Here is a 19348-nt window from a genome sequence, read left to right on the forward strand (position 1 = left end):
ACCAACGGATTAAAAGTCCGCTGCTCTACCAGCTGAGCTAACGACCCCCGAAAGAAGCGAGATTATAGGGGGAAGTCACTCAGCTGTCAAATACCCTACGGTAATTACTTGCCGCCCAGACGTTCTTTCGCGGTCGCCGCGGCCGGCGTGTCCGGATATTGCTTGATCAGGTCCTGCAGCGTCTTCTTGGCGGCCTTGTCTTTCAGCTCGGTCTGGCAGCTGGCGATGTTCAGCATGGCGTCCGGCGCTTTCGGGCTGTCGGCGTAGTTCTTCAGTACCACCAGCTGGGCGGCGATGGCGGCCTTGCAGTCGCGCTGGGCGTAGTAGGAGTTGCCCAGCCAGTATTGAGCATTGGCCGCATAGCTGGAGCCCGGATAGCGCTGGACGAATTCCTGCAGCGCGCTGCCGGCCGCCTTGTAGTCGCCGGTCTTGAACAGCTGCATGGCCTGGTCGTAGCCGCGCTGTTCGCCCGGATCGACCTGGGCGGTCTTGCCGTCGATGGTGACTTCGCGCGGTTCCAGCTTGCGCAGGCGGGTGTCGAGGTCGACGTAGAAGTCTTTCTGGCGCTTCTGGGCGTTGGCCACGTCGTTGGCCAGCACTTCGATCTGGCCGCGCAGCTGGTTGATCTGCTGCATCAGCTGTTCGTTCTGGGAGACCAGGTCCAGCGTGCTGGTCTTGTCGGATTTGGTGTCGATACGGGCTTGCAGTTCGGTGCGCATGGCTTCGACCTTGGCGCGCAGGTCGAGCAGGGCTTTGCGGGCTTCGTCGTCGTCGAACAGGCCGGCGTGGGCGTGCAGCGGCAGCCAGGTCAGCGCGGCCAGCAGGGCGGCGCTCAGGCCGGATTTGGAGAGTTTCATCATCGGGCGCTCTTTCACACAAATCTAATGGTAAAAACGGGGCAGGGCGCGGATAAGTTCCGCGCGCCGCCCCGTATTATGCCTGTGACCCGGCAAAAAGATAGTGCTTTTGATTACTTGTAAACGATGTCGGCACGGCGGTTCTGCGCCCATGCTTCTTCGTTGTGGCCTTCGGCCTTAGGCTTTTCCTTGCCCAGCGAAACGGCTTCGATCTGCGATTCCGGCACGCCCAGGGCGCTCATGGCCTTGCGCACGGCTTCGGCACGTTTCTGGCCCAGGGCCAGGTTGTACTCGGCGCCGCCGCGTTCGTCGGTGTTACCCTGGATCAGGATCGAACGGGCCTTGTTTTTGACCAGGTAGGCCGAGTGGTTTTCCACCACCGGCTTGCCGTCGGCGCGCACGGCGTAGCTGTCGAAGTCGAAGTAGATGCTGCGGTTGGCCAGCACGCCCTTAGGATCGTCCAGCGGGTCCAGCGATTTGGTTTCCACCGGGGCCACGGTGCGGGTGTCAGGTTGTTGTTGGACGGCTTTGTCGACTGGACGCTCGACCACTGGCGCCGGCGCGGTTTCCTTGACCGGGGTCGACGAGCAAGCGGCCAGAACGGCGGCGGTGGTCAGGGTAAACGCCAGACTGCTGATTTTACGCATAAGGTTCTCCTAGTAGTGAATAGTGATTGATTACTGCATGAACGGACCCCAGGTGGGCTCCTTGATGTTGCCCGCCTGAGCAGTCAGGCGTTGTTTCACACGGCCGTCCACCGAGACCACGGCCAGCGATTTGCGGCCGCCGGCGCGGGTGGCGTACATGATGTATTTGCCGTTGGGGGCGAAGCTCGGCGATTCGTCGTCGGTGGTGTCGGACAGGCGTTGCTCCTGGCCGCTGGCCAGATCCAGTACGTACAGCTGGAAGTTGCCGTCGCGGCGCGAGATGTAGGCCAGGGTCTTGCCGTCCGAGGAGATGCGCGGGCTGATGTTGTAGCTGCCGCCGAAGGTGACGCGCTTGGCGTCGCCGCCGTCGGCGTTCATGCGGTAGATCTGCGGGCCGCCGCTGCGGTCGCTGGTGAAGTAGATGCTCTCGCCATCGGCCGACCATTGCGGTTCGGTGTCGATGCCGGCGCTGTTGGAGACGCGGCGCAGGTTGCTGCCGTCGGTGTTGACGGTGTAGACCTGGGTGTGGCCATCCTTGGACAGCGCCACCGCCAGCTTGTTGCCGCTCGGCGCCCACGATGGCGCCGAGTTGCTGCCTTTTTCGTTGGCCACCACGGTGCGCGCGCGGGTGATCAGGTTTTGCACGTAGACCACCGGTTTTTTCTGTTCGAACGAGACGTAGGCCACCTTGGTGCCGTCCGGCGACCACGACGGCGAGATGATCGGTTCATTCGAGCGCAGCGCCAGTTGTTCGTTTTCGCCGTCGGCGTCGGCTACCAGCAGCTGGTAGTTGCGGCCTTCCTGCTTAACGTAGGAGATGCGGGTCGAGAAGGCGCCGCGGATGCCGGTCAGCTTGAAGAACACGTCGTCGGCGATCAGGTGCGCCGACAAGCGGGTGAACTGGGCGGTGACGGCCTTGTCCAGGTTGGAGATCTTGGCCTGCTTGACGGTGTCCAGCAGCTTGTAGCGCACGTCGTAGCGGCCATCGGCCAGGGCGTCGACGGTGCCGACCACCAGCGCGTCCGCGCCCTTGGCTTTCCAGCCGCTGTAGTCGATGTTGTTGACGTCGGTGATGGTGCCGGCGTCGATGATCTTGAAGGCGCCGCTACGCTCCAGGTCGGCCTTGATGATCTCCGAGATTTTCTGCGGCGACAGGTTTTCGTTGGAGAAGCCGGCCACCGCGATCGGGATCTGGTTGCTGCCGACGCCGGAGATTTCGATCCGCATCTGCGCCTGCGCCGGCGCGACAGTGCCGATGGTCGCGGCGATGGCCAGGCCGGTGTAGAGGATCACTTGGTTGAATTTTGTCATGGTCTGCATCAGTGCATGTCCTTCATATTGAAATCAGCGGTAAATTCGCGCTCTACCGTACCATCTTTTTTCTTCGGCAGTGGAGACGATTTGGCAATTGCGTTCTCGATCGCACTGTCGTATGCGGAGGAGCCGCTGCCTTTCACCTTGCGCACGCCGATGATCTCCCCGGTCGGCAGCTGGGTGATCACGTAGGTGGCGCTGAGCGAGTCGTCCGGCGTGCCGTACACCAGGTTGCTCTTGATCTTGGCGCGGATCGCCGCCTGATAGCCGCCGTCCACGCGGCCACCGGTCGATTGCGCGGCGCTGCCGGTGGCGCCCTTGGCGGCGCTGCCGGTGATGCGGCTCATCTCGGCGGCGAAGGCTTTTTCGCGCGCGGCCTTGTCGGCTTTTTCCTTGGCCGCCTTGGCCAATTTCTCGGCGGCGGCTTTTTTCTTCTCCTGCTCGGCGGCCAGGGCTTTTTCCTTCTCTTCCTGCTCGGCCTTTTCCTTTTCTTCCCTGGCCTTCTGCTCAGCCTTCTTCTTGGCTTCCAGCTTGGCCAGACGGTCTTTTTCCTTGTCCTCTTCTTCCTTCTTCAGGCGTGCCTGTTCCAGCTTTTCCTGCTTGAGCTTTTCCTCTTCCAGCTTCTTCTTGGCCTTGATGCGCTGCAGGGCGATTTCCGGATCTTCCTTGGGCACCGGCGGCGCTTCCACCGGCGGTGGCGGCGGTGCCTTCTCGACCGGCTGCGGCTGCGGCTCAGGCTCCGGCTCGGGTTCCGGCTGCGGCGGAGGCGTCGGCGCGGCATCCTGGACTTTCATGTCCCAGATTTCGGCCTGCACTTCGGTTGGTTCATTGTTCTGCCAGCTGACACCGATCCACAGGAACAGCAGCAACACGGCGTGCATCGCCACCGCCAGGCCGATCGAGGACAGGCGGTTGTGTTGTCGCGGTACCTTGTACGGGCCGCCAGCGGTTGCGGGTTTCATGGTTTGCACGGTGTTTACTTGGTGGACAGGCCCACGCGGTTGATGCCCATCTTTTTCGCTTCCGAGATCAGCTGGATCACGTCGTCGTACTTGCTTTCCTTGTCGCCGGCGATCAGCACCGGGTAGTCGGGATGGTCGTCATGGATGGTGCGCAGCTTGCGCACCAGGGCGTCGCGGTTGGGCGCGGTTTCCGGCGCATCCTCGCCCTTGCCCTTGACGCCGATCGACAGCGCGCCGTTCGGCTTGATCACGATCTGCACGTAGTCGCTCGGCGGCTTGGTGGATTTTTCCGCTTTCGGCAGGTCGACCACGCTCGGGTCGTTGGCCGACGGCATCACCATGAAAATGATCAGCAAGACCAGCATCACGTCGATGTAGGGCACGACGTTGATTTCGGACTTCAGCTTGCGGCCGCGGCCGCCGCGCATGCTGCTGGAGAAAGAGGAAGCCATGATCTCTGCCTTTTAATTAACGCGACTGACGCTGCAGGATGTTGGAGAACTCTTCGACAAAGCTCTCGAAGCGGATCGCCAGGCGGTCCACGTCGTACGAGAAACGGTTGTAGGCCACGAAGGCCGGGATCGCCGCGAACAGGCCGATGGCGGTGGCGATCAGCGCTTCGGCGATGCCGGGTGCGACGGCGGCCAGGGTGGCTTGCTGCACGTTGGCCAGGCCGCGGAAGGCGTTCATGATGCCCCACACGGTGCCCAGCAGGCCGATGTATGGCGACACCGAGCCGACCGAGGCCAGGAAGGCCAGGTGCGATTCCAGCGCATCCATCTCGCGCTGGAAGGCGGCGCGCATGGCGCGGCGGGCGCTGTCCAGCACGGCGCCGACGTCGAGCGTTTCGCGGCTGGCGGTGTAGGCGGCCTTGGATTTGATGAACTCGCCCATGCCGGCCTCGAAGATACGGGCCAGCGGGCCGCTGTTGGCGCGGTCCTTGCCGGCATTCTGGTACAGCGCGTGCAGGTTGCCGCCGGCCCAGAAGGTCTTTTCAAATTCCACCGTCAGGCGGCGCGCCGACTTGATCGCGAACAGCTTGCTGAAGATGTAGGTCCAGCTGGTCAGCGAGATGACAAACAGCAGCGCCATGATCAATTGCACGATCAGGTGCGCATTGGTGATGAGGGACAGGAAAGAAAGGTCTTGAGTGACGTTCATTGGTATCAGTCGGTTTGGGTGGTGGCACTGGTATTGCGCAGTTTGTCTGCAACGACCGCCGGAACGGCGCGCGGACGCATGGCGGAATCGACGCAGCCTACTTTGACATGCGCCGTATTCAGCAACTGTTCGCCGCGCCACGCTTCCTGGCGGAAGACGAGGGAGGCGCGGCCTATCTTTTCGATATTAACCGTTAATTTTAGTACATCGTCGAGGCGGGCCGGCGCATGATAGTCGGCGCTGACGCTTTTGACCACGAACAGGGTGTCGTGCTGTTCGATCAGGTTGTGCTGGCTGAAGTCGAGGGAGCGCAGCCATTCGGTGCGGGCGCGCTCGAAGAATTTGAGGTAGTTCGCGTAGTACACGATACCGCCGGCGTCGGTGTCTTCGTAGTAGACCCTGACATTCCAGATGAAATCGGTTGACATGTTATTTTGACTACTTATAGGAGTGTGCAACATTCTACGCGATTTTGTTGTTTTGGTTGAATTTTATCAACTGCCGCGCAAAGACCAACCATTGTAACAAGCCCTTACGAATTATTTCACCGGTGAACTGAAAACTAAGCCTCCCTTAAGGGAGGCCCGTGTTTCTTAGATGGAACGCTTGATGTTCAGCGGGCCGTAGCCCTGGCAGGTCGGCATCATCTCAATGCGGTTGATGTTGATGTGCGGGGGGAGGGTGGCGATCCAGTACGCGGTGTTGGCGATGTCGTCGGCGGTCAGCGGGGTGGTGCCCTCGTAGACCTTGGCGGCGGCGGCGTCATCCTTCAGGCGCACGTTGGAGAATTCGGTGCCGCCGCACAGGCCCGGCGCCAGGTTGGTGGCGCGCACGCCGGTGCCGACCAGGTCGGCGCGCAGGTTGAGGGTGAACTGCTCCACGAAAGCCTTGGTGGCGCCATACACGTTGCCGCCCGGATAAGGAGTGGCGCCGGCCACCGAGCCCAGGTTGATGATGGTGCCGCTGCCGCGCGCCACCATGTCCGGCAGGATGGCGCGGGTCATGGCGACCAGGCCGCTGATGTTGGTGGCGATCATGGTGTCCCAGTCTTCCAGCGAGGAGGTGTGGGCCGGGGTCACGCCCAGCGCCAGGCCGGCGTTATTGATCAGCACATCGATGGCGCGCCAGTCGGCCGGCAGGCCGCTCAGGGCGGCGTCGATGGAGGCGCGGTCGGTGACGTCCAGCACGATGGGGCGGACATTGTCGCCCAGCTCGGCGGCCAGCGCCTGCAGCCGGTCTTCACGGCGGCCGCTGACCAGCACTTTGTGGCCGTTCTGGGCGAAGATGCGCGCCATGGCGGCGCCGAAGCCGGCACTGGCGCCGGTGATGAAGACGATCATGATCTTTCCTTCTGGGTAAGTGGCAAGGTGGACAAAATTGTAGCCGCAAATCCGCGACCTGGTTGTCTTGCCTTCAGAGCAAGTCATTCTGTTGCTCAAATCTGGCGCATCACATACAATCTGGGTTCCATTACGTCTCACGTAACTGGCGAAAAGCTGGAGTGATCTGCAAACTTGCACCATAATAGTGCACTGGTCGGTCAGCGAAAGGTGGGAAACCACCGGGAAACGTGAGATTTCAATAGCCGTTCGCCTGGGCAGCCCGCGATGGAAAGCACGAAGAGGCTGCCGGTCCGCTATGGCTTCTCTCATTCGATCCTGCCAGTAACAAAAGCTACTCATTCGATTGGAGTTTTTTCATGTTTGCAAAAGATCACACCCTCGCCAGCGTTGACCCGGAACTGTTCGGCGCCATTCAGAACGAAAACACCCGCCAGCACGATCACATCGAACTGATCGCGTCGGAAAACTACACCTCGCCCGCCGTGATGGAAGCGCAGGGCTCGCAGTTGACCAACAAGTACGCCGAAGGCTATCCAGGCAAGCGCTACTACGGCGGTTGCGAATACGTGGACGTCGTCGAGCAGCTGGCGATCGACCGCGTCAAGAAACTGTTCGGCGCCGAAGCCGCCAACGTGCAGCCGAACTCGGGCTCGCAAGCCAACCAGGGCGTGTTCTTCGCCGTGCTCAAGCCGGGCGACACCATCATGGGCATGTCGCTGGCGGAAGGCGGTCACCTGACCCACGGCATGCCGCTGAACATGTCCGGCAAATGGTTCAACGTCGTCTCCTATGGCCTGACCGCCGAGGAAGACATCGATTACGCCGCGATGGAAGCGCTGGCCAAGGAACACAAGCCAAAGCTGATCATCGCCGGCGCCTCGGCGTTCTCGAAAAAGATCGATTTCGAGCGTTTCGCCGCGGTCGCCAAAGCGGTGGGCGCCTACTTCATGGTCGACATGGCGCACTACGCCGGTCTGATCGCCGCCGGCCTGTATCCTAACCCGGTGCCGCACGCCGACTTCGTCACCTCGACCACCCACAAATCGCTGCGCGGCCCGCGCGGCGGCATCATCCTGATGAAGGCCGAGCACGAGAAAGCCATCAACTCGGCAATCTTCCCCGGCATCCAGGGCGGTCCGCTGATGCACGTGATCGCCGGCAAGGCCGTGGCCTTCCAGGAAGCGCTGCAACCGGCATTCAAGGAATACCAGCAACAGGTGGTGAAGAACGCCGACGTGCTGGCCAAGACCCTGATCAAGCGCGGCCTGCGCATCGTTTCGGGCGGCACCGAGTCGCACGTGATGCTGGTGGACCTGCGTCCGAAGAACCTGACCGGCAAGGAAGCCGAGGCGATCCTGGGCAGCGCCCACATCACCACCAACAAGAACGGCATCCCGAACGATCCGCAGAAGCCATTCGTGACTTCCGGCATCCGTCTGGGTTCGCCGGCGATGACCACCCGCGGCTTCAAGGAAGCGGAAGCGGAACAAGTCGGCAACCTGATCGCAGACGTGCTGGACAACCCGCACGACGCCGCGACCATCGACCGCGTGAAGGCGGCGGTGAAGGTGCTGGCCGATAAGTTCCCGGTCTACGCCAAGTAATCAAGCAGCACCGCGGCGCCGGCTGTGCAAAGCCGGCGCCGCGTCATAACCCAGCACCTCTATGAAATGTCCGTTTTGCCAGCATGAAGATACCCAGGTTCTCGATACGCGCGTATCGGAGGAAGGGGACGCCATACGTCGGCGCCGGCGCTGCGGCAAATGTGATAAACGGTTTACCACGTATGAGCGCATCGAGCTGGTGATGCCGTATGTGGTCAAGAAAAACGGCAGCCGCACCGAGTATTCCGCAGCCAAGCTGCGCGGCAGCTTCGAGCTGGCCCTGCGCAAGCGCCCCGTGGCGGCGCCGGCGGTGGACGCGGCCATTGCCGCCATCGAGGAAAAACTGCTGACCAGCGGCCAGCGTGAAGTCGACACCGGCTACATCGGCGAACTGGTGATGCAGGAACTCAAGCGCCTGGACAATGTGGCCTTCATCCGCTTTGCCTCCGTGTATAAAAACTTCGAAGATCTGGCCGAGTTCCAGAATGCGATTGCCGAAGTCGGTCAGGACGGCAAGACTGCCCGCAAAAGCTAGCGCACCGCTGGCGCACTTTTGATACACCTCATACTCTCTGCAGTTTCCACTGCTACCGTCTGACACAGGCTCCCCGACTTGCGGAGGTGCGCCATGCGCACGCATGTGTTCGGCTTTACGCTGCTGGAAATCCTGATCGCCGTGCTGGTGCTGGCACTGGGCATCGTCGGCGGCGTGGCCTTGCAGATGGCGGCATTGCGGGCGCGTCACCAGGCCTCGCTGTTGTCGCAGGCGACGCAGCTGGCCACCGGGCTGGCGGAACGCATGCGCGCCAACCCGGCGCAGGCGGCAACCTATCTGACCCTCAATTACGACGCCGTGGCCGAGCCCGCGCCGGCGCCGCCTGCCGCCCTGTGCCACGGCGCGGCCTGCGTTGCCGCCGAGCTGGCGCTGTCCGATGTGTACGATGCCAAGACGCTGGTGCGGCAAAACCTGCCGGCCGGCCGCGTAGTGATCTGTCGCGATGCGGCGCTGTGGGCCGGCGGCAAGCTGTACTGGCCGTGCAGCGGTGGAGCCGGCGCGCCGCTGGTGATCAAGGTCGGCTGGCGCGGCAAACATCCCGATGGCACGCCGCAGGCGGATGAACCGCAGCCCGGCGTTGCGGTCGTGGTGGGAGCGATGCCATGAAGCGCCCGCAGCGGGGCTGGAGTGTGGCCGAATTCATGGTGGCGATGGTGCTGGGCTTGCTGCTGTGCCTGCTGGCTAGCGGGCTGTTGGCGGCTTCTGGCAGCAACTATCGCAATCACCACGAAAACGCCTGGCTGGAGGAGGGCGGCCGTCATGCCCTGCAGATCATGGCGCAATCGGTGCGACAGGCGGGCTATGTCAACTGGGACCGCGACACGGCGCCGCCCGAGCTGGAGCCCGATACGCCAGCGGCCATCGACGGCCTGGACGCGGCCAGCATCGGCCGCAACAGCGAGGGCATCAGCGTGCCTTTGCCGTCGGTCGCGAACGGCAGCGATGTGCTGGCCGTGCGCTTTTCCGGCGCCGGAGGCGGCAGCACGGGCGATGGCTCCAGCCTGAATTGTGCCGGCTTCGGCGTGGCGGGCGACACCCGTGCCTGGAGCATTTTCTATCTCGCCACCGACGACGGCGGCGAGAACGAATTGCGCTGCAAATACCGCAGCGCCGGCGGCTGGGGCGCCGATGCCATCGTGCGCGGCGTCGACTCCTTTCAGGTGTTGTATGGGCTGGATACGGATGTGCCGGCTGACGGCGTACCCAACACGTATCTGAATGCCAGCGCAATCCGCGCACTGGATGCGGCTGCTCCCGCCGAGCAACACTGGAAGCGCGTCTGCAGCGTCCGGCTGGCCTTGCTGCTGCACGGCGAGCACAACACGCGGGCCGATACCGTCGACACGCGCTTCGATCTGTTCGGACCGGCGTATGCGGATGGACGCGATATCGGCACGCAATTGCAGGAAAGTCGCTTGCCGCCGTCCCAGCGCCTGCGTGCGCGCAAGGTCTTCAGCATGACGGTGGCCTTGCGTAACCGGGGCGGCTAGAGCATGAAGGCGCAGCGCGGCATGGCATTGGTGGTCAGCCTGGTGTTGCTGATCATGGTGATGTTGCTGAGCGTGTCGGCGGTGCAGTGGAGTCTGCAAGGTGAGAAGGCCGCACGCGCCGAGCGCGACCGCGATGTGGCGTTTCAGTCAGCGGAGGATGCCGTGACGGATGCGGAACGGGATATTCAGGGCAGCGGCAGTCCGGTGCGCCAGGCGGCGTTTGATGGCGGCGATCCGAAGGCGTTTGCCGCAGAGTGCGGCGCCGGCGGTGCCGGTCTGCGCGTGCGGGCGGAAGCCGGCAAGGCGCCGGTATGGCAAAAGGTGGATCTGTCCGGCGCCGAAGACGGCGGCGCCTGCACTGTGACGCACGGGACATTCACCGGGGCGTCCATGCAGACGGGCGAGGGCTTTCTGCCGTTCAAAAAACCGCGCTACGTGATCGAGCGCATGGAGTGTCACCAGCCCGGCGATGATGCGTCGGCCGGCGCGGCGCCGCATTACTGCTACCGCGTCACCGTCATCGGCTTTGGGGCGCAGCGGGAGACGGAAGTGGTTCTGCAAAGCGTGTTCAGCAAGCCGGAATAAGGAAGCACGATCATGAAAACGATGCACCTTGCGCAGAGCCGTTGGTGCTTGCGGCGTTTTTGCCGCATGCTGGCCGCGTTGTCGCCGCTGCTACCGCGGTCGCTGCTGTCGCGGCCGACGCCCGCATCGCTTGCTTCACCGCTAATGCGGCTGCTATCGCAGTTCGCGCTATTACTCCCGATGTGTATCGGCGGCTGCCCGCCCACCTACGCTCAGCCGCCGATGCTGAATATCGACAGCTGGCCTGTCAGCGCCACATGCAGCCCGGCGCCACCAGGCACAACCGGGCCGACCGGCCAGGCACACGGGGCGTCCTTGCTGCGCGCCGCCACTACGACTGGTGCGCTGGGCGAGCTTTATCAGGCGTCGCTCGGACTGGCCGACTGGAGTGGCCACTTCTCGCGTTATCTGTTGTCGCCCGCCGGCGGGGCAGGCGTGGTGTCGACCCTGGCATGGGACGCTGGCGCAATCCTTACGGGCGGCACCCCCGCGCCGGACCAGCGCCGTATCTACACCGCCATCGCGCAGCCCAATGGCGCGTTGACGATGGTCCCGTTTACCTGGGCGACCTTGGCCCACCAGCAGCGCGCCTTGCTGGACCTTGACGACCATGCCGGCGAGAGCCGCGTCGCCTACCTGCGTGGCGACCGCTCGCTGGAAGGAACGCCATTCCGCCGCCGCTCCAGCATTCTTGGCGATGCCATTCATAGCACACCAGTCTACGTCGGTCCCACCGACCGACGATCGGCCGTCTACCTCGGCGCCAACGATGGCATGCTGCATGCGTTCGATGCCATTAGCGGAGAAGAGCTATTCGCCTATATCCCTGACGCTCTGATCAGCCGGCTTGCTGAACTCACTAATCCTGCCTACACCCAACGCGCTTATGTTGACGGTCCAGCCGTCGCAGGCACTGCGCGCCTCGCGGGTAGCGAAAAAACCGTGCTGATCTCGGCCATGGGCGGCGGCGCCCAAGGCGTGTTCGCACTGGATGTCACCGATCCTGCCCATTTCGCAGACGGCCTCGGCGCGCTGTGGGAATTCACTGACCGCGACGATCCGCTGATGGGCAATGTCATCACTGCGCCGCAGATCGCGAAGGTCCGAGTACAAGGCGCCAGCCGTGACTTTGCCGTGGTAGCCGGTGGCCTCAACAGCCGCGCGGATGAAGGCAACGGCGCCTTGTTCCTGCTGGCGCTCGACAAGCCAAGAGATGAGGGCTGGCAGTTGAACGGCAACTACTACCGCATTCCCACGCCCATTTCGGACAAAGCCCTGGCCAACGGCCTCAGCGCGCCAGTGTTGCTGAACGATAGCGATGGCATGTTGCGCTACGCCTACGCGGGCGACCTGCAGGGCAATCTGTGGCGCTTCGATTTCGGCGGCAAGGCGCCATGGCCGGACGCCATCGACAAACCGCTATTCTCGGCGCGTGATGCCGGCGGCCGCCGACAACCCATCAGCGAACAGCCATTGGTGGCCTATTCGAATTCGGGCGGCTACATCATCCTGTTCGGCACCGGAAAAATGATAGAAAAGGCCGACCGCAGCGCAGCCGCCGCGGCGACGCAATCGTATTACGCCATCATCGACAGCTTGCAGACACCGCCCGACACCATCAGCGGTCGCAGCCAGCTGACGCAGCGCTTCCTTGACGGCAGCGGCCGCACGCTCAGCATCAGCGGTATGCGCATGGAGGCCGGCAGCAAGGGCTGGTATGTGGATTTCATCGGCGTCGGCGAGCGCAGCGTGGACACGGGCGTGCTGCTGGACGGCGCCGTGCTGTTCAACACCATGCTGCCCGGTGCAGATATTTGCAGCCCGACACGCAGCCGCGGCTACGCGCTGAACGTGCTCACCGGCCTGGCGAACGACGGCAATGTCTTCGCCGTCCTGCCCAATAACGAGGCGATGGTGGGCGTGCTTCTGCCCGAGTACAGCGCCAGACCGGTGGCGCTGCCACAAAGCGTCAGCCGTGAGCCTGGCAACGCGCCGGCGCGCATGACGCAGCAGAAAGACTACGCCATTGCCAACGTGGCCGCAGCAGGGCAGGTAAACGTCTCCGCCAAGGTGAAATCGAAACGGCGCGCCGGACGTCTGAGCTGGCGGGAGGTCGCCAACTGGCGCGAACTGCATGAGGCCGCCAAATGAAGCCGCGCGGCTTCGGCCTGATCGAGTTACTGGCGGTGCTGGTCGTCATCGGTATTCTGATGGCGGTGGCGATGCCGGCATACCAGCAGCACGTGCTTCGCACCAAGCGCCAGGAAGGCGAGTCGGCGTTGATGAGGCTGATGATGCAACAGGAGCGCTTCTACACGCAGAACAACACCTACGTCGCGTTTTCAGCCGGCAGTACCGATCCGGAATCGCGGCATTTTCACTGGTGGAGCGGCGCCAGTCCCGGCGTCAGCGCATACGAGATAGAAGGCAAGGCTTGCGACGGTGAGGCAATCTCCGCCTGTGTGCAACTGGTCGCCACGCCCGGCACAGCACAGGTGGACAGTCGCTTTCGCGACGACGATTGCCGCATGCTTACCTTGACCAGCACCGGTTTGCGGCTGGCCAGCGGCCCGGCTCCGGGGTGCTGGCCATGACCGGCGCCGCGCGTCGCCACGGCCTGACGCTGATCGAGCTGCTGATCGTGCTGGCGCTGGCGTGCATCCTGCTGGGCGTCGGCATGCCGTCGTTGAGCGAATCGCTGCGGCGCATGCGCTTGCAGGCCGCCACCAATGACCTGGTCGCGGCTATCGAGTTGACGCGTTCGCAGGCGATCGCACGTGGCGGGAAAGTCATGCTGGCGCCGCTGGACCCCTCGGGCACGGATTGGCGGCAGGGCTGGATCGTGTTTCAGGATATCAACGGCAACCGCCGTCCGGACGCCGGCGAGCCGCTGATCTATCGCCATGGCCCGCTGCGCGATGACCTGCGCGTCGAATCCCGCTTCACCTCGGGCGGCGCGCAGGCTTATCTGGCCTACAATGCGGCCGGGCGGTCATGCAATGCCAGCAACAGCCTGGCCGCCCGCTGGGGCACGCTGTCGCTGACGCAGGGCGAGCATGCGCGCAATATCAAGATCAATATGCTGGGGCGGGTCCGCGTCTGCGACCCCGAGCACGATGGCGCCGCTTGCAGCGGCGCGAGTGACTAATGCAGATAGCGCCCGAGCGCGAACGCGAGGCTGGCTGTCAGTCCGGTTAACGTGACTGCCGTGGCGACAAACCATTTGATCAGGGTGGCCTCGAGCCGGGCAATTTGGACGCGGACATCGCCGAACTGCACCGCGACTGCTTCGCGGAAAGCCATCAATTCAACCTTGGTGGCGAAGGTGTTGTGCATTTCCTCGCTTAATTGTTTGCAGCGCTCTGCAACGTCGGCATCCATAGCAATCTCCAGGTGTAAATTCATCATATGCCCAAGCTGCACTTGGGGCAAGCGGGCGCTTCCTTAGGGGATTGCTTATAATGGCAGCTCATCTGACCGGTAACTTAGAGCAAGGACAACGTGGACATCAATAGCGATCTCGAAGGCATGGCGCTGGCGCTGGAGTGGGCGGCCAAGGGGCTGTACACGACCGCGCCGAATCCGCATATCGGCTGCGTGATCGTGCGCGACGGGACCGTCATCGGCGCCGGCGTGACGCAGAAGGCCGGCAGCGACCACGCCGAAATCCAGGCGCTGAAAGACGCCGCCGCGCGCGGCCACGATGTGCGCGGCGCCACCGCCTACGTCACGCTGGAGCCGTGCAACCACCATGGCCGCACGCCGCCGTGTTCGGATGCGCTGGTGCGCGCCGGTCTCGGCCGCGTGGTGGCGGCGATGGAAGACCCCAACCCGCTGGTCGCCGGCCAGGGCATGGCCAAGCTGGCCGCCAACGGCATCGATACCAGTGTCGGCCTGCTGGCCGGGCAGGCGTACGAGTTGAACATCGGCTTCTTTTCGCGCATGACGCGCGGCCTGCCGTGGGTACGCATGAAGACCGCCGCCAGTCTCGACGGCATGACGGCGCTGCACAACGGCGTCAGCCAGTGGATCACCGGCCCGGAAGCGCGCGCCGACGGCCATCACTGGCGTGCCCGCGCCTGCGCCATCCTGACCGGCATCGGCACCGTCAAGGCCGACGATCCGCAGCTCAATGTGCGCGCGGTGGAGACGCCGCGTCAGCCGCGCCGCATCGTGGTCGACAGCAAGCTTGATATTGACCTGTCCGCCAAGATATTGGATGGTGGCGGGACCTGGATCGTGGCCGCGCAGGGCAATGCCGAGAAGGAGGCGGCGCTGCGCGATGCCGGTCATGACATCCTGCTGCTGCCCAACGCGCACGGCAAGGTCGATCTGCCGGAACTGATGCGCGAACTGGGGCGTCGCCAGATCAATGAGCTGCACGTCGAGGCCGGCACCAAGCTGAACGGCTCGCTGATCCGCGAGGGTTGCGTGGACGAACTGCTGCTGTATCTGGCGCCCAGCCTGATCGGCGATGCGCAGGGCATGTTCAATCTGCCGGCGCTGACCGACCTGTCGCACAAGAAGCACCTGAAATTTCACGAGGTTAAGCAGATCGGCGAAGATTTGCGTATCCTTGCCCGATTCACTTATTAAGAAGGCTGGACCCACATGTTTACTGGTATCGTCGCCGCAGTCGGCAAGATTGCATCCGTCACCCCGCTGGAAGGCGGCTCGTTCGCTGGCGTGCGCCTGGACATCAATGCCGGCGGCCTGCCGCTGGCCGACGTCGCCCTCGGCGATTCGATCGCCATCAATGGCGCCTGCATGACCGTGGTGGAAAAGGATGACAGCAGCTTCCGCGTCGATGTCTCGCGCGAAAGCCTGAACCGCACCGTTGGCCTGGACAAGGCCGGTGAGGTCAACCTCGAAAAGGCGCTGACGCTGAACGAGCGCCTGGGCGGTCACCTGGTCTCCGGTCACGTCGATGGCCTGGGTGTGGTGCGCAAGTTCGAGCCGGTGGGCGAGTCGTGGGAACTGGTGATCGAGGCGCCGCATGAGCTGGCCAAGTTCCTCGCGTACAAGGGCTCGATCGTGGTCAACGGCGTGTCGCTGACCGTGAACCGCGTGACCGATATCGGCGCCGGCAAGGATCTGGTCTGCCAGTTCTCGATCAACCTGATTCCGCACACCATCTCCGTGACCACGCTCAAGCATCTGGCGGTCGGCCACAACGTCAATCTGGAAGTGGACCTGATCGCCCGCTACGTTGAGCGCATGGTATCGGTCGGCGCGGCAGGCAAGTAATGCGGCGCCGGGCCGCCGCGGTGCTGGGGCTGGTGTGTGCTCTGGCGCAGGCTGAGGATGGGCTTGCGCCGGCGAAATGTCCGAATGTCGGCTCTGACCCCGACCTGGCGGTGCTGGTGTTGGGCTCGGGCGGTCCCGGGGCGGTGGGGCGGGCCAGTTCCAGCTATGTGGTGCTGCTGGATGGGCAGCCACGGATTCTGGTGGATGCCGGTCCCGGCAGTTTTGCGCGCGCCGGCGAGGCCGGATTGCAGATGCGCGGCATGGATATCGTGCTGCTCACGCATCTGCATATCGATCACGCCGGTGAGTTGCCAGGATTGTTGTTGGGCCGCGCGGTGTCCAGCGGACGGCCGATCGATGCGCGTATTTACGGGCCGGCCGCGTCGGGCCAGTTCCCATCGACCAGACGCTATGTCGATCTGAATTTCGGCGCGCAGGGCGCTTACGCTTATCTGAAGGATTTTTCCGCTCCGCTGACCATCAGCGCGCACGACATCGCCGCCAAACCGGTCAAGCCGCAGACCTTGCTGGCGGAAGCGGATCTGAAAATCTCTGTCATCCCCGGCCATCATCGCGATGCGCCGGCGGTGGTTTATCGCGTTGATTACAAGGGGCACAGTGTTACTTTCTCGGGCGATATCGATGCGCAGGGTTTGCCGGCATTGAGCTCGCTGGCGCAAGGCACGGATCTGCTGGTGTTCAACAGCGTGGTGCTCGATCCGCCCGGTTCGGCGCCGCAGTTGTACGAGCTGCATACGCCGCCCGCCGCGATCGGCAAGCTGGCGGCGCAGGCGCACGCGGGACGGCTGCTGCTGACGCATATCAGTCCGCTGGTGGAGCAGCATCAGGATGAGGTGTTGGCGTCTATTGGTGCGACCTATGCCGGTCCGGTTTCCGTGTCCAGCGATCTACTGTGTGTGCCAGTGAATTAAATGTTGGCAGGAATGCCATGGCCATTGCGGAATTGACGGAAAAAGCGGCGGTTTTACGGTAGGGAAGACTTAAATCCTTTAAAATAGCGGGTTAATGAAATACTCCCGCTCAGCCTTGAAGGATTAAAAATGTCAATTTCCAGCACCGAAGAAATCGTCGCCGAATTGCGCGCTGGCCGCATGGTGATCCTGGTCGATGAAGAAGACCGGGAAAACGAGGGTGACCTGGTGCTCGCGGCGGACTTCGTCACGCCGGAAGCCATCAACTTCATGGTCAAATACGCGCGCGGCCTGGTGTGCCTGACGCTGACCGAAGAACGCTGCGACCAGCTCGAGTTGTCGATGATGTCGTCGAGGAACGGCACCGCCTTCGGCACCAACTTCACCGTCTCCATCGAGGCGGCGGAAGGCGTCACCACCGGCATCTCGGCGGCCGACCGCGCCAAAACCATCCAGGTGGCGGTGGCCAAGGACGCGCAGCCGTCCGACATCGTCCAGCCCGGCCACATCTTCCCGCTGAAAGCGCAGAAGGGCGGCGTGCTGATGCGCGCCGGCCATACCGAAGCCGGCTGCGACCTGACCGCCATGGCCGGCCTGACCCCGGCCTCGGTGATCTGCGAGATCATGAAGGACGACGGCACCATGGCGCGTCTGCCGGACCTGCTGGAATTCGCCAAGGAACACGGCCTGAAGATCGGCACCATCGCCGACCTGATCCACTACCGCAGCCGCCACGAATCGCTGGTCGAAAAGGTCGGCGAGCGTCCGCTGAAGACCGCCCAGGGCGAGTTCCGCATGATCGCGTATCGCGACAAGCCGAGCGGTTCGGCGCACCTGGCGCTGGTGCATGGCCAGATCGAGAAGGGCAAGGAAACCCTGGTGCGCGTGCACCAGCCGGTGTCCATCCTGGACGTGCTGGAATCGGAAACCACCACCCACTCGTGGACGCTGTCGTCGTCGCTGGCCGCGATCAAGGCCGCCGACAGCGGCGTGATCGTGCTGCTCAATTGCGAGGAGACGGCCGAGCAGTTCTTCGCCCAGTTCGACGCGCTGTGCCAGCCCGACTGCAAACCCAAGGGCCGCGCCGCCAGCATGGACCTGCGCAGCTACGGCATCGGCGCGCAAATCCTGCGCGAGGTCGGCGTCTGCAAGATGCAGCTGCTGGCCAGCCCGCGCAAGATGCCGTCGATGACCGGCTTCAACCTGGAAGTGACCGGCTACCTGGCCAAACCCGAATAATCCACCCACATAAAGAGGCATCCCATGACCGTAGGAAGCTACGAAACCAATCTGAACGGCGACGGCCTGCGTATCGGCGTTGTCCAGGCCCGCTTTAACGAAGACATCTGCCACGGCCTGCTGTCGGCCTGCCTGGCCGAGCTGAAGCGCCTGGGCGTGGAAGACGAAGACATCCTGCACGTGACCGTGCCGGGCGCGCTGGAAGTGCCGCTGGTGCTGCAGAAGATGGCCGAGTCGCAGCAGTTCGATGCGCTGATCGCGCTGGGCGCGGTGATCCGCGGCGAAACCTACCACTTCGAGCTGGTGTCCAATGAATCGGGCGCCGGCATCACCCGCATCGGCCTGGACTACGGCATCCCGATCGCCAACGCCATCCTGACCACCGAGACCGACGAGCAGGCCGAAGTGCGCATGGAAGTGAAGGGCGCCGACGCCGCCCGCGTGGCGGTGGAAATGGCCAACCTGACCATCGCGCTGGAAGAGCTGAGCCAGGATCAGGGCGACGACGAATAAGCATCAACTCATGGCCCGGCCCGGTCTGGCGCCGGGCCACACTATGAAGGTAATAACATGACTGAGAAGACTACGCACGCCAACCCGAGCAAGAACCGCACGCCGCGTCACCGCGCGCGCGAGTTCGCGCTGCAGGGCTTGTACCAGTGGCTGCTGAACAATGAATCCGCTTCCACGGTGGTCAACCACATCCGCGGCGCGCACGGTTTCGACAAGGCCGATGCCGAGTATTTCACCGCGCTGCTGAACGGCGCCATCGGCACCTCGGTCGAGCTGCGCGCGACCTTCGCGCCGCTGGTGGACCGCGGCGTGGCCGAGCTGTCGCCGATCGAGCACGCGGTGCTGCTGATCGGCGCTTACGAGCTGAAGAACAACCCGGAAATCCCTTACCGCGTGATCATCAACGAGGCGGTGGAACTGACCAAGTCGTTCGGCGGCATCGATGGCCACAAGTACGTCAACGGCGTGCTGGACAAGCTGTCGGCCAACCTGCGTCCGGACGAGGTTGCGGCGGACAAGAAGCGCTAAGCCGTCTTCCGGCATCGAAGTATCGCCATGAGCCACCCACGGTAGCGTGCGGTGGCTTTTTTAATTTGCACGTTGACCGCGGCGCGTGGTGCTGACGAGAATTGCCTTTTTGCATATGAGGAGCGATGATCGAACCGCACCCACCAAGCTGGCGCCGGCGCGGCTGGCTGGCGCTGATCGGCGGCGCCCACCTGTTGGCGCTGCTGTGCTGGCAGGCACCGCAACGGCCGCCGGCGCCTCATGCCGGAGCGCATGAGGCGATAAGCTACATCCTGGCGCCGCCGATGACACCGAAGCAGCCACTGTCGCCGGAGCCGCCGGCGCGGCGCAGGCCAGTCCAGCCGCGCCGGCGCCAGCTTGGTGGGTGCGG

General features: G+C 63.5%; 23 protein-coding genes and 1 riboswitch. Of the genes, 14 read left to right on the forward strand and 9 right to left on the reverse strand.

Annotation, left to right across the window (positions count from 1 at the left end; translation table 11 throughout):
* Nucleotides 1-104: 104 nt before the first annotated feature.
* The 8 genes from ybgF to E4L98_RS13960 form a co-directional block, all read right to left on the reverse strand.
* Nucleotides 105-860, reverse strand: coding sequence for a tol-pal system protein YbgF (gene ybgF / locus E4L98_RS13925; protein WP_135202152.1), 756 nt, complete (start codon nucleotides 858-860; stop codon nucleotides 105-107).
* A 110-nt stretch (nucleotides 861-970) separates the two neighbouring features.
* Complete coding sequence (pal, locus tag E4L98_RS13930) at nucleotides 971-1504, reverse strand: peptidoglycan-associated lipoprotein Pal (protein ID WP_135202153.1); 534 nt, start codon at nucleotides 1502-1504, stop codon at nucleotides 971-973.
* Nucleotides 1505-1534: 30 nt separating this feature from the next.
* The gene (tolB, locus tag E4L98_RS13935) at nucleotides 1535-2824 is read right to left on the reverse strand and encodes a Tol-Pal system beta propeller repeat protein TolB (RefSeq protein WP_135202154.1); all 1290 of its coding nucleotides are present in this window, start codon (nucleotides 2822-2824) and stop codon (nucleotides 1535-1537) included.
* Entirely contained in the window at nucleotides 2824-3780 is a 957-nt protein-coding gene (tolA, locus tag E4L98_RS13940) for a cell envelope integrity protein TolA (RefSeq protein WP_135202155.1), read from the reverse strand. The genes tolB and tolA overlap by 1 nt, the downstream gene beginning before the upstream one ends.
* A 14-nt stretch (nucleotides 3781-3794) precedes the next feature.
* The gene (locus E4L98_RS13945) at nucleotides 3795-4232 is read right to left on the reverse strand and encodes an ExbD/TolR family protein (protein ID WP_135202156.1); all 438 of its coding nucleotides are present in this window, start codon (nucleotides 4230-4232) and stop codon (nucleotides 3795-3797) included.
* A gap of 16 nt (nucleotides 4233-4248) precedes the next feature.
* Nucleotides 4249-4941 carry a protein TolQ gene (gene tolQ / locus E4L98_RS13950; protein ID WP_135202157.1) on the reverse strand — a complete coding sequence of 231 codons (693 nt, stop codon included), beginning with the start codon at nucleotides 4939-4941 and terminating at the stop codon, nucleotides 4249-4251.
* Nucleotides 4942-4946: 5 nt separating this feature from the next.
* Nucleotides 4947-5369, reverse strand: coding sequence for a tol-pal system-associated acyl-CoA thioesterase (gene ybgC / locus E4L98_RS13955; protein ID WP_135202158.1), 423 nt, complete (start codon nucleotides 5367-5369; stop codon nucleotides 4947-4949).
* A 165-nt stretch (nucleotides 5370-5534) separates the two neighbouring features.
* Nucleotides 5535-6281, reverse strand: a complete 747-nt coding sequence (locus tag E4L98_RS13960; protein ID WP_135202159.1) for an SDR family NAD(P)-dependent oxidoreductase — start codon at nucleotides 6279-6281, stop codon at nucleotides 5535-5537.
* A gap of 131 nt (nucleotides 6282-6412) precedes the next feature.
* A riboswitch (ZMP/ZTP riboswitch) is annotated at nucleotides 6413-6547 on the forward strand.
* A 93-nt stretch (nucleotides 6548-6640) separates the two neighbouring features.
* On the opposite strand from E4L98_RS13960, the gene glyA reads away from it, so the two are divergent.
* The 8 genes from glyA to E4L98_RS14000 all read left to right on the forward strand — a co-directional run bounded on the left by glyA (nucleotide 6641) and on the right by E4L98_RS14000 (nucleotide 13667).
* Nucleotides 6641-7888 carry a serine hydroxymethyltransferase gene (gene glyA, locus E4L98_RS13965; RefSeq protein WP_135202160.1) on the forward strand — a complete coding sequence of 416 codons (1248 nt, stop codon included), beginning with the start codon at nucleotides 6641-6643 and terminating at the stop codon, nucleotides 7886-7888.
* Nucleotides 7889-7949: 61 nt separating this feature from the next.
* On the forward strand, nucleotides 7950-8423 hold the full coding sequence (gene nrdR / locus E4L98_RS13970; protein ID WP_135202161.1) for a transcriptional regulator NrdR: 474 nt from the start codon (nucleotides 7950-7952) through the stop codon (nucleotides 8421-8423).
* 93 nt (nucleotides 8424-8516) lie between these two features.
* On the forward strand, nucleotides 8517-9050 hold the full coding sequence (gene pilV, locus E4L98_RS13975) for a type IV pilus modification protein PilV (protein ID WP_135202162.1): 534 nt from the start codon (nucleotides 8517-8519) through the stop codon (nucleotides 9048-9050).
* Nucleotides 9047-9934, forward strand: coding sequence for a PilW family protein (locus tag E4L98_RS13980; RefSeq protein WP_135202163.1), 888 nt, complete (start codon nucleotides 9047-9049; stop codon nucleotides 9932-9934). The genes pilV and E4L98_RS13980 overlap by 4 nt, the downstream gene beginning before the upstream one ends.
* 3 nt (nucleotides 9935-9937) lie before the next feature.
* Entirely contained in the window at nucleotides 9938-10519 is a 582-nt protein-coding gene (locus E4L98_RS13985; protein ID WP_135202164.1) for a pilus assembly PilX family protein, read from the forward strand.
* Nucleotides 10520-10531: 12 nt separating this feature from the next.
* Nucleotides 10532-12670 (forward strand): pilus assembly protein, encoded by a 2139-nt coding sequence (locus E4L98_RS13990; protein ID WP_229257392.1) that lies wholly within the window; start codon nucleotides 10532-10534, stop codon nucleotides 12668-12670.
* Nucleotides 12667-13113 (forward strand): type IV pilin protein, encoded by a 447-nt coding sequence (locus E4L98_RS13995; protein WP_135202165.1) that lies wholly within the window; start codon nucleotides 12667-12669, stop codon nucleotides 13111-13113. The genes E4L98_RS13990 and E4L98_RS13995 overlap by 4 nt, the downstream gene beginning before the upstream one ends.
* Nucleotides 13110-13667, forward strand: coding sequence for a GspH/FimT family pseudopilin (locus E4L98_RS14000; protein WP_135202174.1), 558 nt, complete (start codon nucleotides 13110-13112; stop codon nucleotides 13665-13667). Before E4L98_RS13995 ends, E4L98_RS14000 begins: the two co-directional genes overlap by 4 nt.
* Here E4L98_RS14000 and E4L98_RS14005 read toward each other — a convergent pair.
* Nucleotides 13664-13900 carry a hypothetical protein gene (locus tag E4L98_RS14005; RefSeq protein WP_135202166.1) on the reverse strand — a complete coding sequence of 79 codons (237 nt, stop codon included), beginning with the start codon at nucleotides 13898-13900 and terminating at the stop codon, nucleotides 13664-13666. The two genes, E4L98_RS14000 and E4L98_RS14005, sit on opposite strands and share 4 nt — an antisense overlap.
* Nucleotides 13901-14047: 147 nt before the next feature.
* On the opposite strand from E4L98_RS14005, the gene ribD reads away from it, so the two are divergent.
* From ribD to nusB, 6 genes are all read left to right on the forward strand, one after another.
* The gene (gene ribD / locus E4L98_RS14010; RefSeq protein WP_205746727.1) at nucleotides 14048-15115 is read left to right on the forward strand and encodes a bifunctional diaminohydroxyphosphoribosylaminopyrimidine deaminase/5-amino-6-(5-phosphoribosylamino)uracil reductase RibD; all 1068 of its coding nucleotides are present in this window, start codon (nucleotides 14048-14050) and stop codon (nucleotides 15113-15115) included.
* 15 nt (nucleotides 15116-15130) lie between these two features.
* On the forward strand, nucleotides 15131-15766 hold the full coding sequence (locus tag E4L98_RS14015; RefSeq protein WP_135202168.1) for a riboflavin synthase: 636 nt from the start codon (nucleotides 15131-15133) through the stop codon (nucleotides 15764-15766).
* Nucleotides 15766-16698 carry an MBL fold metallo-hydrolase gene (locus tag E4L98_RS14020; RefSeq protein ID WP_135202169.1) on the forward strand — a complete coding sequence of 311 codons (933 nt, stop codon included), beginning with the start codon at nucleotides 15766-15768 and terminating at the stop codon, nucleotides 16696-16698. Before E4L98_RS14015 ends, E4L98_RS14020 begins: the two co-directional genes overlap by 1 nt.
* 129 nt (nucleotides 16699-16827) lie before the next feature.
* The gene (ribBA, locus tag E4L98_RS14025; RefSeq protein WP_135202170.1) at nucleotides 16828-17937 is read left to right on the forward strand and encodes a bifunctional 3,4-dihydroxy-2-butanone-4-phosphate synthase/GTP cyclohydrolase II; all 1110 of its coding nucleotides are present in this window, start codon (nucleotides 16828-16830) and stop codon (nucleotides 17935-17937) included.
* A 24-nt stretch (nucleotides 17938-17961) separates the two neighbouring features.
* A complete protein-coding gene (ribH, locus tag E4L98_RS14030; protein ID WP_135202171.1) occupies nucleotides 17962-18450 on the forward strand; it encodes a 6,7-dimethyl-8-ribityllumazine synthase in 489 nt (162 codons plus the stop codon).
* Nucleotides 18451-18507: 57 nt separating this feature from the next.
* Nucleotides 18508-18978, forward strand: a complete 471-nt coding sequence (gene nusB, locus E4L98_RS14035; protein WP_135202172.1) for a transcription antitermination factor NusB — start codon at nucleotides 18508-18510, stop codon at nucleotides 18976-18978.
* Nucleotides 18979-19348: the final 370 nt, after the last annotated feature.

Origin of the sequence: Duganella callida (assembly GCF_004614165.1) — a bacterium.
Lineage (GTDB): Bacteria > Pseudomonadota > Gammaproteobacteria > Burkholderiales > Burkholderiaceae_D > Rugamonas > Rugamonas callida.